At 67.7% G+C, this 14,818-nt stretch carries 14 protein-coding genes; 8 read left to right on the top strand and 6 right to left on the bottom strand.

Annotation, left to right across the window (positions count from 1 at the left end; genetic code table 11):
- Positions 1-20 precede the first annotated feature (20 nt).
- A complete protein-coding gene (locus FB468_RS16630) occupies positions 21-2,231 on the bottom strand; it encodes an MMPL family transporter (protein ID WP_141888911.1) in 2,211 nt (736 codons plus the stop codon).
- A 102-nt stretch (positions 2,232-2,333) separates the two neighbouring features.
- Here FB468_RS16630 and FB468_RS16625 point away from each other — a divergent pair, with 102 nt between their 5' ends.
- The gene (locus FB468_RS16625) at positions 2,334-2,921 is read left to right on the top strand and encodes a MarR family winged helix-turn-helix transcriptional regulator (RefSeq protein ID WP_141888910.1); all 588 of its coding nucleotides are present in this window, start codon (positions 2,334-2,336) and stop codon (positions 2,919-2,921) included.
- Position 2,922: 1 nt separating this feature from the next.
- On the opposite strand, the gene FB468_RS16620 is transcribed toward FB468_RS16625, so the two are convergent.
- Positions 2,923-4,413, bottom strand: coding sequence for a long-chain-fatty-acid--CoA ligase (locus tag FB468_RS16620; protein WP_141888909.1), 1,491 nt, complete (start codon positions 4,411-4,413; stop codon positions 2,923-2,925).
- 128 nt (positions 4,414-4,541) lie between these two features.
- On the opposite strand from FB468_RS16620, the gene FB468_RS16615 reads away from it, so the two are divergent.
- From FB468_RS16615 to FB468_RS16595, 5 genes are all read left to right on the top strand, one after another.
- Positions 4,542-5,429, top strand: a complete 888-nt coding sequence (locus FB468_RS16615) for a carbonic anhydrase (protein WP_211359204.1) — start codon at positions 4,542-4,544, stop codon at positions 5,427-5,429.
- A gap of 91 nt (positions 5,430-5,520) precedes the next feature.
- Positions 5,521-5,709, top strand: coding sequence for a DUF4177 domain-containing protein (locus tag FB468_RS16610; RefSeq protein WP_141888908.1), 189 nt, complete (start codon positions 5,521-5,523; stop codon positions 5,707-5,709).
- The gene (locus FB468_RS16605; protein WP_141888907.1) at positions 5,706-6,221 is read left to right on the top strand and encodes a DUF2165 family protein; all 516 of its coding nucleotides are present in this window, start codon (positions 5,706-5,708) and stop codon (positions 6,219-6,221) included. The genes FB468_RS16610 and FB468_RS16605 overlap by 4 nt, the downstream gene beginning before the upstream one ends.
- Before the next feature lie 7 nt (positions 6,222-6,228).
- Positions 6,229-7,602 carry an LssY C-terminal domain-containing protein gene (locus tag FB468_RS16600; protein ID WP_141888906.1) on the top strand — a complete coding sequence of 458 codons (1,374 nt, stop codon included), beginning with the start codon at positions 6,229-6,231 and terminating at the stop codon, positions 7,600-7,602.
- Positions 7,586-8,287 (top strand): GNAT family N-acetyltransferase, encoded by a 702-nt coding sequence (locus FB468_RS16595; RefSeq protein ID WP_141888905.1) that lies wholly within the window; start codon positions 7,586-7,588, stop codon positions 8,285-8,287. The genes FB468_RS16600 and FB468_RS16595 overlap by 17 nt, the downstream gene beginning before the upstream one ends.
- A 237-nt stretch (positions 8,288-8,524) precedes the next feature.
- Here the strand turns inward: FB468_RS16595 and FB468_RS16590 are convergent, their stop codons facing one another.
- The 4 genes from FB468_RS16590 to FB468_RS16575 all read right to left on the bottom strand — a co-directional run bounded on the left by FB468_RS16590 (position 8,525) and on the right by FB468_RS16575 (position 11,735).
- Positions 8,525-9,598, bottom strand: a complete 1,074-nt coding sequence (locus tag FB468_RS16590; RefSeq protein ID WP_141888904.1) for an NAD(P)-binding domain-containing protein — start codon at positions 9,596-9,598, stop codon at positions 8,525-8,527.
- Positions 9,599-9,602: 4 nt separating this feature from the next.
- Positions 9,603-10,058 carry a carboxymuconolactone decarboxylase family protein gene (locus FB468_RS16585; RefSeq protein WP_141888903.1) on the bottom strand — a complete coding sequence of 152 codons (456 nt, stop codon included), beginning with the start codon at positions 10,056-10,058 and terminating at the stop codon, positions 9,603-9,605.
- A 100-nt stretch (positions 10,059-10,158) separates the two neighbouring features.
- Complete coding sequence (locus tag FB468_RS16580) at positions 10,159-10,986, bottom strand: ABC transporter ATP-binding protein (RefSeq protein WP_141888902.1); 828 nt, start codon at positions 10,984-10,986, stop codon at positions 10,159-10,161.
- On the bottom strand, positions 10,983-11,735 hold the full coding sequence (locus FB468_RS16575) for a FadR/GntR family transcriptional regulator (RefSeq protein WP_141888901.1): 753 nt from the start codon (positions 11,733-11,735) through the stop codon (positions 10,983-10,985). The genes FB468_RS16580 and FB468_RS16575 overlap by 4 nt, the downstream gene beginning before the upstream one ends.
- 192 nt (positions 11,736-11,927) lie before the next feature.
- Between FB468_RS16575 and FB468_RS16570 the strand changes: the two genes are divergently transcribed.
- Both FB468_RS16570 and FB468_RS16565 read left to right on the top strand, forming a co-directional pair.
- Entirely contained in the window at positions 11,928-13,790 is a 1,863-nt protein-coding gene (locus FB468_RS16570; RefSeq protein ID WP_141888900.1) for a 2-isopropylmalate synthase, read from the top strand.
- Between the two features lie 37 nt (positions 13,791-13,827).
- Complete coding sequence (locus FB468_RS16565; protein ID WP_141888899.1) at positions 13,828-14,733, top strand: aldo/keto reductase; 906 nt, start codon at positions 13,828-13,830, stop codon at positions 14,731-14,733.
- The last annotated feature ends 85 nt before the right edge of the window (positions 14,734-14,818 follow it).

Genomic DNA, 14,818 nt, shown 5'->3' with positions numbered 1-14,818 from the left:
CTAGCGGCGCCTAGCGGCGCCTAGCGCCTTGCCCCCGCCCGCGAGAGCTTCGACGGCCACCAGATCTTCTTGCCGATGTCGTAGCTCAGCGCGGGCACGAGCAGGGACCGCACGACGAACGTGTCGATGAGCACGCCGATCGCGACGATGAATGCGATCTGCACGAGGAACAGGATCGGGATCACGGCGAGCGCAGCGAAGGTCGCCGCGAGCACGAGGCCGGCCGAGGTGATGACGCCGCCAGTGACGGTCAGGCCGCGGAGAATGCCCTCGCGGGTCCCGTGCTTCACCGACTCCTCGCGCACCCGGGTCATGAGGAAGATGTTGTAGTCGATGCCAAGGGCGACGAGGAAGATGAAGCCGAAGAGCGGCACCGCGGGGTCGGCCCCCGGGAACTGGAACACCCCGTTGAACACGAGGGCTGCGATGCCGAGCGCGGTGCCGAACGAGAGCACGGTCGTGAGCACGAGGAGGATCGGCGCGACGACGGAGCGGAGCAGCAGCATCAGGATCACGAGGATCACGGCGAGCACGACCGGGATGATGAGATTGCGGTCGTGAATCGAGGCCGTGTTCGTGTCGATCGCCGTCGCCGTGACGCCACCGACGAGCGCACCCGGGATCGCGGTTGTCAGCTCGGAGCGGATCTCGCGGACAGTGTCAGCGGCCTCGTTCGAGTCTGCGGCCGACGTCAGGGTCGCCTGAATCATGACAGCGCCGTCAACGACCGTCGGCTCGGGCGTCGGAGTTCCGGGCGGGCCGAACGCGGTGATCCCGTCAGCAGTGACCGGCGCGGAGCCGCTCGGGGAATCCTTCGATGTGACGGTCACGCCATCGATGCCCGAGTGGGCGAGCAGCACGTCGGCGGCGGTTTGCAGTTTCCCCTCGGGGACCACAACGGTCGCGGGGCTACCTGAGCCGCCGGGGAAGTGCTCGCCGAGTGCCCGCTGGCCATCGCGCGCCTCGGACGCGCCGATGACGAGATCAGACTGCGGCACACCAACGGCGTTGAGCTGGGTTGCGCCGAGCGCCCCGACGGCGAGCACGAGCGCCGTCGTCACCCAGATCGCGCGCGGGTGTCGCTTCACGAGGCTCGCGAACTTACCCCAGATGCCGCCCGTGGGCATCCCGTGCTCGGCCTCGACGACCTCGGGTTCGTAGGCGGGTCGGCGCGGCCAGAAGGCGGCGCGGCCGAACGCGAACAGAATCGCCGGCAGTAGGGTGAGCGCTGCGAGCATGGCGAACACGATGCCGATCGCGGCGACGGGCCCGAGCGTGCTGTTTGATTTCAGGTCGCTGAGCAGCAGGCACAGGAGGCCCGCGATGACCGTGCCGCCCGACGCGAGAATCGGCTCGAATGAGGCGCGTACGGCGCGCAGCGTCGCCGCCCACTTGTCGGTGGTGACCCGGAGTTCTTCGCGGAAGCGGGCGACGTACAAGAGCGAGTAGTCGGTCGCAGCGCCGATGACGAGAATGAAGAGGATGCCCTGCGTTTGCCCACTGAGCAGAATGACGCCGGCCTTCGCGAGCCACCACACGGTAAGCAGCGCAACGCAGAGCGCGAACATGCTCGTGGAGAGCACCGCGATCGGGAGCAGGAGCGAGCGGTAGACGACGATGAGGATGAGGAACACGGCGAGGAGCGCGACGCCAAGGAGCAGCCCGTCGATGCCCGAAAACGCGGCAGAGAGGTCGGCGCTGAAGCCAGCGGGGCCCGTCACGTAGACGTCGACGCCGGGTGGCGCATCGCTACGAAGCGCCTTACCGAGCGCCTCGACGGCGTCGCTGAGATCAGCGTCCGCGTCAATCGGCACGAACGCCTGCACCGCGAGGCCATCGTCTGACGGGATCGCGGGAGAGACCCCCTCGGTCACTCCCGTCACGTCGCCAGCGCCCTCGAGCGAAGCCGAGATGCCGTCGAGTTGGGCGTCGGTGAGCTGTTCGACTCCGGTGAACACGACGATCGCCGGCACCGAGTCGCTGTCGCTGAACTCGGGGATGAGCTTTCGGACCTGTGTCGCGTCGGCTGACTCGGGCAGGTACGCGGTCGGGTCGTTCGAAGACACCTCGCTCACCTTGCCGAAGTAGGGCCCGCCGATGCCAGCGCCAGCGAGCCAGGCGACGATGAGCACGGCCGGGAGCAGGACTCGCAGCCACCTGCGTCGGCGTGGCTGGGGCGAGGGCGAGGGATCCTGCCCCGCCACGTGCTGGGTCGCTGATGTGTCGTGCATGTGAGGTCTCCCGTCGCTCAGAATATCGCTAGCCTAGCAAGAAACATCAATTCCGAGAAGTTGCCAAGGTGTGAAATATTCGCAATCGGGTAGAATCACGGTATGTCGAACAGGTTGGAGAGTGAGGGCCCCGCGGGCCCAAACATCTACGACGTTGACGCCAGTGACCCCGAGGGCAGGCTCGTTGATCGGGCAGGGCTTGATCCGGCGCAGGTTCAGCACATCGGGTTGCTCATGGGCGCGCTCGGTCGGCTTCGGGAGGCTGAACAGGAGCTGTCGGACGCCTCCCTGAAGTACATGCGCCTCAACGAAACCGACATGCGCGCGCTGCACTTCCTCATCGTCGCGGGCAATCGCGGCGAACTCGCGACGCCCGGCTCGATCGCTGCCCACCTGAAGATCTCGAGTGCCTCGACGACGAAGCTGCTCGACAGGCTCGAGCGCGGAGGCCACATCGAGCGGGGCGCGCACCCCACCGACCGCCGCGCGCTCACCATCTCGATCACCCCGGAGACTCGGGAGGCCGCGATGAACACCGTCGGCAAGCAGCATGCCAAGCGCTTCCATGCGGCGGCGCGGCTCACCCCGGCCGAGCGCGAGGTCGTCATTCGGTTCCTCGACGACATGGCGTCCGAAATTAAGCTCGGGCCAGGCGAGTGGCCCGACCGGGATGAGCCGCGCGGCCCGTGAGCTAGACGCTCGTGAGCGTGATCGCTCGCTTGAGAATCTTGCCGGTCGCCCCCTTCGGCAACGCCGCGACGAGCTCGACGACCCGGGGGTACTTGTACGCGGCGACACGCGACTTCACGAACTCACGCAGCTCCTCGGGGTTCGCCTCGGCCCCCGGCTTGAGCGCAACGACCGCGGCGATCTCGTCGCCGAACTCGGGGTGAGGGAAGGCGATGACCGCGGCTTCCGCGACGGCGGGGTGCTCGTACAGCACCTCCTCGACCTCACGCGGATAGACGTTGTAGCCCGAGCGGATGATGAGGTCTTTCTTCCTGTCGACGATGTACAGGAAGTCGTCATCGTCGCGCCTCGCGAGGTCGCCGGTGCGGAACCAGCCGTCAGGGATCGCGGCCGACGTCTCCGCTGGCTTCCCCCAATACGACTTCATGACGTTGTGGCCGCGCACGACGAGCTCGCCAATCTCGCCGACGGCGACGTCCGCCGCAGCCTCGTCGATGATTCGCACCTCCACGCCCGACACCGGAACGCCGATTGACCCGGCGCGGCGCCGATCGAGCCGGTTGATCGAGACGACGGGGGAGGTCTCGGAAAGCCCGTACCCCTCAAGTACGACGCACTCGTACGCCGACTCGAACGCGCCGAGCACCTCGACCGGGAGCGCCGCGCCGCCCGAGACACACACCCGCAGCGACGAGGTGTCGTAGGCTGCTCGGTCAGGGAAGTGGGCGAGAACCGTGTACATGGTCGGCACACCCTGGAAAATGGTGACGCGGTCGCGGGCGATCGTCTCGAGCGCGGCCTGCGGGTCAAACTTCGGAAGCAGCGTGAGGCACGCGCCGGCGTAGATCGCGGCGTTGAGGCTCGCGGTCTGCCCAAAGACGTGGAACAGAGGCAGGCCGCCGAACACAACGTCTTGTTCTGTCACGAAAATGAGCTCGTCGGCGCAGATCTCGACGTTGCGGGCAATGTTCGCGTGCGTGAGCTCGGCGCCCTTCGGCTTTCCCGTCGTGCCCGAGGTGTACAGGATCACGGCTGTCGCGTTCTCGTTGGTCGCGTGCACGCCGGGCACCGGGTCGAGGCCAGCGAGCAGGCCCGGCCACGAGGTGGGCTCCACCACAATGGTCTTCGCGTCGGCGATGACGGCGCCCGCCTCCCCTTCCTGCTCGAAACCCGTCCAAACGAAGAGCAGCCGTGCCCCGGAATCGCTGAGGTGATAGGCGACCTCACGCTCCTTCAACAGCGGGTTCATCGGCACGACGATCGCCCCGAGGCGGAGCGCGCCGTAGTACAGCAGTGCAAAATGCGGCACGTTCGGCAGCATGAGGGCGACGCGGTCGCCGGGCCTGACGCCCTGCTGTTCGAGCAGCGCCGCGACGAGCTGCGTGGTGTGCTCGAACTGCGCGTATGTGAGCACCGAGTCACCAAGACGGATGGCGGGCCGGTCCGAGTGCTTCGACGCGGTGTTGACCAGGTTCATTGCAAGATTTGTCATACATCTCTCCCTTGAGACTCGTGAGGGGCCTCGTTGCCCCGCGTGACGTTTGCCCCCCATTATGAGCACAGGCGGGTGCAAGAAAGAAAGGTGTTGGTGCGAAGGCGCCCCGGCTACGATCCATGAGTATGGGAAATGCGAGTAACAGCGCCAACACAGATTCTGCGGGCCAGCAGCAGGCGCCCGACCGCACTTTGCAGATTCGCTGGGTTGCGCAGTCTGACAGGCCCGCCCCGATCGCCGCGGCGACGCCCGCCGAGGCCCTGGAACTGATGAGCGCCGGCAGCAGGGCATTCGGGTCGCTCGGGGCAACCGGCGGGGACGTCGAGATGCGGCTCGACCCCGAGGCGTTTGGCTTCGTGAACACCGGCGACGAAGACGGCATCCTGAATCAGGAGCCGTTTGCTGCCGTGCTCAGCTGCTCAGACGCGCGGGTGCCGATCGAGCTCGCGCTCGGCCGGGGCGCGAACGACCTGTTCGTCGTGCGGATCGCGGGGAACGTCCCCGGGGCGGAGTGCCTCGGGAGCCTGCACTACGCGTCGGAGCACCTGCCCCGCGTGCAGCTGTTCTCGGTCATCGGGCACTCCCAGTGCGGCGCCGTCACCGCGGCCGTTGACGCGCTGCTGAGCCCGGCAACCTACCTCCCGGTTGCGCAGCTCGCGCCGCTGCGTGAGATCGTCGACTCACTGTTCGGGAGCGTGCGACTCGCAGCCTATGCGATGCAGCAGGTCACGGGCGACGCGACGTTCGTCGCTGCCGCCGACTCCCCGCGGCTGCGTGACGTACTCATCGCGGTGAGCGCGGTCGCCAACGCCGCCCTCGGGGCGAATGTCGTTGCCCGAAACCTCGGCAGGGAGGCCGCGTTCGGCGTCTACGACCTCACCGAACGCACCATCGGCTCGATGCGGTCGGGCGGGTGGGAGTCTGGCTTGCGGATGGCGCCGTCGACCGACGTTGAGCTCGGGGCGGTCATCCGTGAGGCCGCCGAGGGGTACCTCGCGGAGGCCGGGGTGTGAACACAACCCAGCCACCAGCCAGTGCTGCCCGCACGAGCACGCCTGAGGGTGTGACAATAGAACCATCCGCTGGTCTAAGGAGGGGAACTGTATGCGCGAGTATTCGTTCGTTCGTGTCGCGGTGAAGCGTCGCCGCGAAGGCGCAGTGCTGCAAAAGGACTACCGCGAGGTCATTACCGAGCAGGCAGCCAAGGGCTGGCGCTTCGTTCAGGCAATCCCGCTCGAGTCGCACACTGAGCCGCGACTCGACCTGGTGTTCAGTCGAAAGGTAAAGAAATGAAACACCCACTCCGCCTCCTGCAGGCGTTCACGCTGTTCCTCGCAGGCCTGTTCGGCTTCTTCGTGTTCCTCGGCAACCTCATGGACTACGACTCGAACTTCCAGTTCGTGAAGCACGTGCTCTCCATGGACACCACGTTCGAGGGCAACGCGCTCATGTGGCGCGCGATCACCACCCCCTGGGTGTGGACCGTGGGCTACATCGGCATCATCATCGCTGAGGGCGCCTTCGCGGCCATCGCGATCGTCGGGGCGGTCAAGCTGTTCCTCCGCCGTGATGCAGACGTCGCGACCTACGATCGCGCTCGCGGCTGGGGATACACCGCATACGCGCTCGGCTTCGCCATCTGGTTCATCGGCTTCATCATCATCGGGGCTGAATGGTTCGCGATGTGGCAGTCGAGCACCTGGAACGGTAAGGAAACCGCGATGGGTATCGTCACGCTTTGGGCCGGTTTCGCCGTGCTGCTCGCAATGAACGAGCCCGCACGCGAGGTCGAGTCCAAGGCGTAGTCTCGCAGTGAGTTCCAGGGGAAGCGCGGCTGGCACGCCCACCCCCGAGCGCGCCTCAAAACGGCGGTTCGCGCTGCAGATGCAGCAGCCGCTGCCGCGCGCGACGCTGTTCGACCGTATCGCCTTCCTCGTCGGTACGGTCGCTGCGGCGTGGCTCGCGGTGATCATTTCGATCCAGAGCGTGCGGTCGCCCTGGGCGCTTTTGCTCTTCATTCCCGTGTGGGCGATCACGGCGTACCTCGTGCTGCCGCGCCTCCACAAGATGCTCTCAGACCTGTACGTGCCCGACTACTTCTTCGGGCGCACCCGCACGGCCGACGGGCTGCTCGGCGACCCAGTGAACCTCGGGGTAGACGGTGGCGGCGAGCAGCTCGACACCGCCATGCGACGGGCTGGCTGGCACCGCGCCGACGAGATCACGCTGCGCTCGACGTGGGGGATCATCGCGTCGACGCTCACCCGCAAGAGCTACCCGACCGCGCCCGTGTCACCGCTGATGCTGTTCGGGCGCCGGCACGACGTCGCATACCAGCAAGAGGTCGCCGGCAACCCGAAGCAGCGTCACCACGTCAGGTTCTGGCACTGCCCGCCCGGCTGGCTGCTGCCCGGCGGTGCGAAGACGGACTGGCTTGGCGCCGGCACGTACGACACCGATGTTGGGTTCTCGCTGTTCACCCTGCAGATCACGCACCGAATCGACGAGAACACCGACGAAGAGCGTGACTTCGTGGTTGCGAGCGTGCGTGAGGCATCGCCCGAAATTACGACGCGCACACTTCGAGACTTCACGACGGGCTACCATGCCCGCAACGGCGGCGGCGACCGCTTCATCACCGACGGCCATCTGCCCGTGCTCGACGTCTCCGAGGTCGTGCCTGACGAGGAGACGCCCGATCGCGCGCCGGTCGTACCCCAGACCGCCCAAGACGTTGTCGATCGGGCGCCGCTGAGCATCGCCATCGCCGTACTGCTCATCGTCGTGAGCGCGATAGTCGACTTCATCGCCGTCGCCGTCGACCCCGAGGTGCGTGTCGCCTGGGGTGAGGCAGTCGACGCGGGCGGGCGCGTGTTCGCCGCGATCCTGATCGTCCTCGGTGTCTCGATGACGCTCGGGCAGCTGTTCCTCGCCTGGCGGCTCTTGAAGCGCGGGCACCGATCGCGAATGCTCTTGATTCTGCTGCTCGTGATGACCATCTTTGGCGTCGCGGTTGGCTATGTGCAGGGGCTTGAGGCCATCGGCCTGAACGGTACGCTGTTCTCGGCATCGCTCATGTGCCTCTCACTGCTTGCGTTGACAACAGAGTCGGCGGCCGCGTGGACGAGGCGCCGTGGGAAGGCGAAGCGGCGCCGTGGAAGGAACAGCAGTGACACGACACAATGAGTTCGGCCAGCCAATCGGCCCCGACGTCGACCGAGCGTTGTCGGCGCCAACCCCCGGCAGGGTCACGCTGCTCGGAGAACACTGCCGGCTCGAGCCCCTCGACGCCGCCGCGCATGTCTCCGGGCTCTTCGCAGCGTTCGACGCGGCACCCGATGCGAGCGATTGGACGTACATGCCGGTCGGGCCATTCGCGTCGGAAGCTGACTACCGCGAGTGGGCCGAGGTCGCAGCGCTCGCGCAGGATCCGCTGCAGTTCACCGTCGTGAGGAACGATTCGGACGAGCCCCTCGGCACGCTCTCACTACTCAGGCAGGACCCGAAGAACGCCGTCGTCGAGGTCGGGTTCGTTGCGTTCTCGCGCGCGATGCAGCGCACGGTGTTCTCCACTGAGGCGCACTTCCTCCTCATGCGGTACGTCTTTGACGCCCTCGGCTACCGGCGGTACGAATGGAAGTGCGACGCGCTCAACGCGCCCTCAAAGCGTGCGGCCGAGCGCCTCGGCTTCAGCTACGAGGGCACGTTCCGGCAGGCGACGGTCTACAAGGGGCGGTCGCGCGACACGAGCTGGTTCTCGATCATTGACACTGAGTGGCCGGCGCTCCGCGCCGAGTTCACGCGCTGGCTCACGCCGGAGAACTTCGATGCGGCGGGTGCACAGCTCACGCCGCTGCGCACTCAGAAGTAGGTTGGCTGGCTGGACCCCGCCTTGCCTCACACCCCACCCACAAGACCTCACTCCGCAAAACCCCACCCACAACCCCTGGGATCTGCAAAAGCAATGCCGTCACAGCCCGAACCCTTGCAGATTGATTGCAGATCCCATTCGGAGCGCCCGGCCAAGGTTTCGGCCTTGGGCCTTGAGGCTGTGGGCCAGGGGCTGGGCCTTGGGGCTGTGGGCCTTAAGGCCTGAGCCCCCGAACGGCTACGCCGCCTGCCGCACCCCAAGCGCCCTGCGCACCCCTGCGGCAGCGGCCCGGCCCGCCCGGTTCGCGCCGATCGTGCTCGCCGACGGCCCGTAGCCCACGAGCTGCACGCGCTCGTCCACGACGGCGCCGGTTCCGCGCCCCTCGCGGTCGAGCTGGATACCTCCGGCAGGGCTCCGCAGCTGCAGTGGAGCGAGGTGCGCGATCGCCGGACGAAACCCCGTCGCCCAAATGATCGCGTCGACGGCCTCAAACGTCCCGTCTGCCCAGCGCACCCCCTCGGGTTCGATCCGCTCGAACATCGGGCGCCGCGCGGCGTAGGCCCCGAGTCGCTCCGCCTCGCGCTCCTGCTCTCGGAGGGCGAGCCCCGTGACGCTGACTACGCTCTCGGGCGGCAGGCCCTGTGCGACCCGCTGCTCGACGAGGGCGACCGCGGCGATGCCGGCTTCGGGGGTGAAATCGTCGGTGCGCCACACGGGCTCACGCCGGGTCACCCAGAGGGTGTCGGTGAGCGGGGCAATCGCGCCGAGGAACTGCACGGCAGACGCGCCGCCGCCGACCACGAGGGTGCGTTTGCCGCGGAAGTGCTCGGGCCCGGGGTAAGCGACGGTGTGGAACTGTTCGCCGCGAAACGTCTCAGCCCCGGGGTAGTGCGGAATGAACGGCTGCGTCCACGTGCCCGTCGCGTTCACGATCGTGCGGGTGCGCCACGAGCGGTCGCCTGCGCGCACGGTCAAGATGCCGTCGTCATCGGGTTCCACTCGCTCGACCCTGACCGGGCGAACGACGGGCAGCTCGTGCTCGGTCTCGTAGCCCGCGAAGTACTCGGGGATCGCGTCGTTCGCGCGCTCGCGTGTGAGCGGTGGCGGCGTGGAACCGGGGAGCTCGGCGACGCCGTGGACGTCGCGCATGGTGAGCGCGTCCCACCGGTGCTGCCAGGCTCCGCCCGGGTGCTCGTTCGCGTCGAGTACGACGTGTTCGATCCCGAGCCTTGAGAGGTGGTATGACGCCGAGAGCCCGGCCTGGCCAGCCCCGATCACGACGCTGTCGAGGACTCCGTCTGACTGTGCCACCGTGCTAGGCCTTGCGCGGGCGCACAGGGTGCTCGCTCAAAATGGAGATGCGGTTGAAGAGGTTGATCGTCGCGGCGACCCACTCGGCGGCGACAAAGGTTTCGTCGCCGAGCACGGTTCGCGCGCCGAACAGGTCGGCCTGAGCCTCTTCGCTGAGCGGGAGCTGGGTCGCGGCTTCGGCGACCGCGAGCACGGCGCGCTCCCGCTCCGAGAACAACGTGGACTCGCGCCACGCGGGCAACAGGTCGAGCTGCTGCTGGGGCACGCCGGCATCGCGGGCCTCCTGCGCGTGCAGGTTCAGGCAGAAGGCGCACCCGTTGAGCTGCGACGCGCGCACCTTAATGAGCTCGCCCTCGGTGGGGGAGAGGCCGCCGTCGCTGGCTGCCTGCGCAATGGCCTGCGAGTACGCGCTCGCGGCCTTCCACGCCTCGGGCGCAATCTTGTCGAGATACGGGCGCATGATCCTCCTCGTTGTGCTCGTGTCGGGCGCTGAACGTCGCCAGCGCTGCCTCCACTCAACCAGAGCGTAAAGCCTGCGTCACGTATTCCCGGGCAATCAGTCAGGCCGGGGTGCGTTGCTGCAGCCCCTTCCCTGACGCTCGACGGTTCACTCGGGCGGCCCAGCGGCCGTCACGGTGCTCAATCTCGATCGGGTAGTCAAAGCTCTGTGACACGAGCTCGGAGGTGAGTGTCTCGCCGACGTCGCCAGACGCGAGCAGCGTGCCGTCCCGCAGCAGCATTGCGTGGGTCGTCGACCCGGGGAGCTCCTCGAAGTGGTGCGTCACGAGCACGGTCGCAAGTTCGGGGTGCGTCGCGTGCAGGTCGTCGACGGTCTCGAGCAGCTGCTCGCGCGCGGCGACGTCGAGCCCCGTCGAGGGCTCGTCGAGCAGCAGCAGTGGTGGCTCGGTGAGCAGAGCCCGCGCGATGAGGGCCCGGCCCCGCTCGCCCTGCGACATCGTCGGCCAGCGCACCTCCGTTCGGCTTCCGAGCCCGAGGAGGTCGGCGAGGTAATCCGCCCGCTCGACGAGTTCGGGGGTCGGCTCCCAGCCCATCATTAGCTCGGTTGTGCCCGTCGCGCCGGTCAGCACGACCTCGCGCACGGTGAGCGGGGAGCGCAGCTTATGCCGCGGGTTGACGTGCCCGATCTGCTCGCGCAGCTTGCGGATCTCGACGCGCCCGAGCTGCTGCCCGAGCACGTGCACGGTGCCGCGGGTGGGGTGGTGTTCGGCGCCGCAGAAGCTCAGGATCGTGCTCTTACCGGCCCCGTTTGGCCCGATGAGGGCCCAGTGCTCGCCGGCCCGAATGCCGAACGACACGTCGTGCAAGATCTCGCGCCCCTCGCGCACGAAGCTCACGTCAGAGAGGCGCAGTACCTCGGCCGCGCTCACAGGCTGGCCCCGGTGTTCGGCACTGCACTGGCGGGGCCGGGGCGTGACCCTGATCCTGATCCCGGCGAGGTGAGCGCCTCACCGAGCGAGCGGAGATGCGCGCGCGCCACGGCGGCCGCTTGCGCAGCGTCGCGAGCGGCGATCGCGTCGGCGAGGTCGACGTGGTGGTCGTGGTCTTGCGAGCCGCTGAAGTCATTGCTTCCGAACGCGCCGCGGAGGCGCAGCATTTCGATCATCGCGGGGCGGATGCGCGGCGTGAACCCGTCGAACAGTTCGAGCAGGATCGGGTTGCCCGCGGCCTGCACCACGGCCCGGTGGAACGCGGTGTCGGCGTCGACGTGCGCCGCGATGTCGTCGCGGTGCACGGCGCGCGCGGCGAGGGTGCGGCGGATCGCGCGCAGGTCGGCTGGCGTGCGGCGCTGGGCGGCGAGCTCGGCGCTCTCCGCCTCGATGGCGGTGCGGGCCTCGATGACGGCGAGGATGTCGGAGCGCCTGAGCACAAGATCCCAGTCATCGCGGGCGTCGAGTGCGGTCACGAAGACGCCGGATCCCTGCCGGGAGGTGAGTACCCCGAGGCCCGCGAGCTGGCGGATCGCCTCGCGCGCGGTCGAACGGCCGACGCCGAGTTGTGCGGCGAGTGTGGTTTCGTTGGGGAGTTTCGACCCGAGCTCCCACTCGCCCGCGCGGATGCGTTCGAGCAGCACGTCGGCCGCCTGGTCGGCGAGCGAGGATCGTTGTACCTGCGCCATGACTCTCGATTCTGTCGGGTGCGTGTGGAGACAAGTGAGCTACTTGTCTGAGGAGTTGTGTTACAGTCTACGCATGTTTCTTCGCGGATTCCTCCTTCTTCGTCGCCACGGCGGGGCGTAGCCAGACCGGCTCCCCGTCGTGGGGAGTCGCGTGTGCCGGTCGCCTAGCTGTACGAACGACAGGAACCCGAAATGACATCGACACCCGCACACCCTTCGGCGCCGACGGATTCGGCCATCCCGGCCTCTGCCGCCCTGGTTACCCCGCACACCCCGGCCGCCGCATGGAACCGCCAGCAGCCCTCAGGGATGCCCTCCCACCGCTACCGCGACGTGTTCTCGCGCGTCGACGTGCCGCTCCACGAGCGCGAGTGGCCGACCCGGCGCCTTACCGCCGCCCCGCTCTGGGTGCCGGTTGATCTGCGCGACGGCAACCAGGCGCTCGCCGAGCCGATGGACCCCGAACGCAAGCGCCGCTTCTTCGAGCGCATGGTCGAGATGGGATACAAAGAGATCGAGGTCGGCTACCCCTCGGCCTCGCAGACCGACTTCGACTTCGTGCGGCTCATCGCCGATACCGACATCGCGCCAGACGACGTGACGATCGTGGTGTTCACCGCGGCGCGTCGCGACCTGATCGAGCGCACCGTCGAGTCGATCGCGGGCATTTCGAACCCCGTCGTGATCCACATGTACACGGCGACCGCCCCCATGTGGCGCGAGGCCGTCCTCGGGCACAGCCGCGAGGCGCTGAAAGAATTGATCCTCGCGGGCGGCCGCGACGTGCTCGAGCTCGCGGGCGACCTGCCCAACGTGCGCTTCCAGTTCAGCCCCGAAGTCTTCAACCTCACCGAACCCGACTACGTGCTCGAGGTGTGCGACGCGATGACCGAGCTGTGGGACGCACGGCCGGAGCGTCCCGTCATCTTGAACCTCCCGGCGACCGTGGAAATCGCGACCCCGAACGTCTACGCCGACCAGATCGAGTACATGCACAGGAACCTCGCGCGGCGCGATGGTGTGATCCTGTCAGTGCACCCACACAACGACCGCGGCACCGGCATCGCGTGCGCTGAACTCGCGGTGCTCGCCGGCGCGCAGCGGGTCGAGGGCTGTATCTTTGGCAACGGTGAGCGCACCGGAAACGTCGACATCGCGACGCTCGCGCTGAACCTGCACGCGCAGGGCGTCGACCCGATGATCGACTTCTCTGACATCGATGCGGTGAGGCGTACCGTCGAGCACTGCAACCGCATCGAGGTGCACCCGCGGCACCCGTACGTCGGCGATCTCGTGCACACAGCCTTCAGCGGCACTCACCAAGATGCGATCAAAAAGGGGTTCGCCGAACACCGCGCGCGGGCGACCGAACTCGGGGTCCCAGAGTCCGAGCTCGAGTGGCGGGTGCCGTACCTGCCGATCGACCCCGCTGACATTGGGCGGAGCTACGACGCGGTGATCCGGGTGAATTCGCAGTCGGGCAAGGGCGGTATCGCCTACCTGCTGGAGAGCGAGTACGGCATCTCCCTGCCCCGGCGCCTGCAGATCGATCTCGCCAGGCGGGTGCAGCAGCACACAGACGAGAGTGGGGCCGAGTTGACGGCCGCCGCGATCTGGGAGATCTTCCAGGAGGCGTACTGCGGGCCTGTGGGGGAGCCTTCCGGTTCCGGTGGTGGCGTCCCGTCGCTCGAATCATTCGAGACCTCCGGTAGCCAGGGGCGGGAGCGCACAGTGGTGACGCTGCGTTCGGGGGTTGGTTCTGGAGCTGGTGTGGGGGCTGGCGCCGGCTCTGTGACGGTGACCGAGCACCTTGGCGTCGGGCCCGTCGAGGCGCTCACCGTGGCCCTCTCGGGTGCGGGCATTGATATCGGGGTGCTCGAACTCCACCAGAGCAACACCGGGGCTGGCAACGCGAGCGAGGCGATCACGCTCATCGAGTTCAAACACGGTGACCGAACGGCCTGGGCCGCGGGGCGCGACCGCTCGACCCTCAAAGCCACGCTCGCAGCGGTCATGGCGGCCGCCGCGCTCGCCGGTCGGTCGGCCCCCAAGTAGCATGGACGAAACTACCCAGCGACGAAGTGGAGACGCCATGAGTGAGGCCGCCCGGATTGCGCTCGGAATGATGCGCATCGAGAACCTCAGCGACGGCGAGATTCGCGACCTGTACGCAGGCGCGCGCGAGGCTGGCGTCACCCACTTCGATCACGCCGACATCTACGGCGGGGGTGAGCACGGCTGCGAGCGCCGGTTCAATGAGGCGCTGCAGTTGAGCCCGGCCGAGCGCGAGCAGGTCGTATTGCAGACGAAGTGCGGCATCAGGTCAGGCGGGCGGGGGTTCGACTTCTCCGCACAGTACATCGTTCGCCGGGCCGAGGAATCGCTCGAGGCGCTCGGCACCGAGTACCTCGACGTGCTCATGCTGCACCGGCCCGACACCCTCGTTGAGCCGGAGGAGGTGGCGTCAGCGTTCTCGCAGCTCGAAGCCGCGGGCAAGGTGCGCTCGTTCGGGGTTTCGAACCACACCACGCCGCAGATCGAACTGCTCAAAACGGCGGTGACTCAGCCGATCGCTGTGAACCAGGTACAGTTCGGGCTCGGGCATGCGGCGCTTGTCGCGCAAGGGATCGCCGCGAACATGGAAGGCCTGAAACAGTCGGCTGTGCGCGACGGCGGGCTGCTCGAGTACGCGCGGATCAACGGCATCACCCTCGAAGCGTGGTCGCCATTCCAGCGCGGGTTCTTCTCGGGATCGATCTTCGAGCAGGGCGGACTCCGTGAACTGCAGGCCGTACTCGCGCGCATCGCGACCGAGCGGGGAACCACGCCGACCGCGATCGCGACAGCCTGGATCACGCGCCACCCAGCACGAATGCGAGTCGTGCTCGGGACCACGCGGGTCAGCCGAGTCGGGGAGGCCGTCGCCGGCGCGCAGCTCGTGTTGAGCCGTGAGGAATGGTACGAGCTGTTCGTCGCAGCGGGATACGAGGTCCCGTAGATCGGGCTCGGGCTCGCAAGCTCGGGGCTGGGTCCGAGCACCCGTTGCCCGGCCCCGGCGTGCTCCCTGCTCGTGCGGGTAAACT

It is taken from the genome of Leucobacter komagatae (assembly GCF_006716085.1).
Classification (GTDB): Bacteria; Actinomycetota; Actinomycetes; order Actinomycetales; family Microbacteriaceae; genus Leucobacter; species Leucobacter komagatae.
The sequence above is the reverse complement of the archived record's forward strand: the minus strand, read 5'-3'. Positions and strand labels throughout refer to the sequence as shown.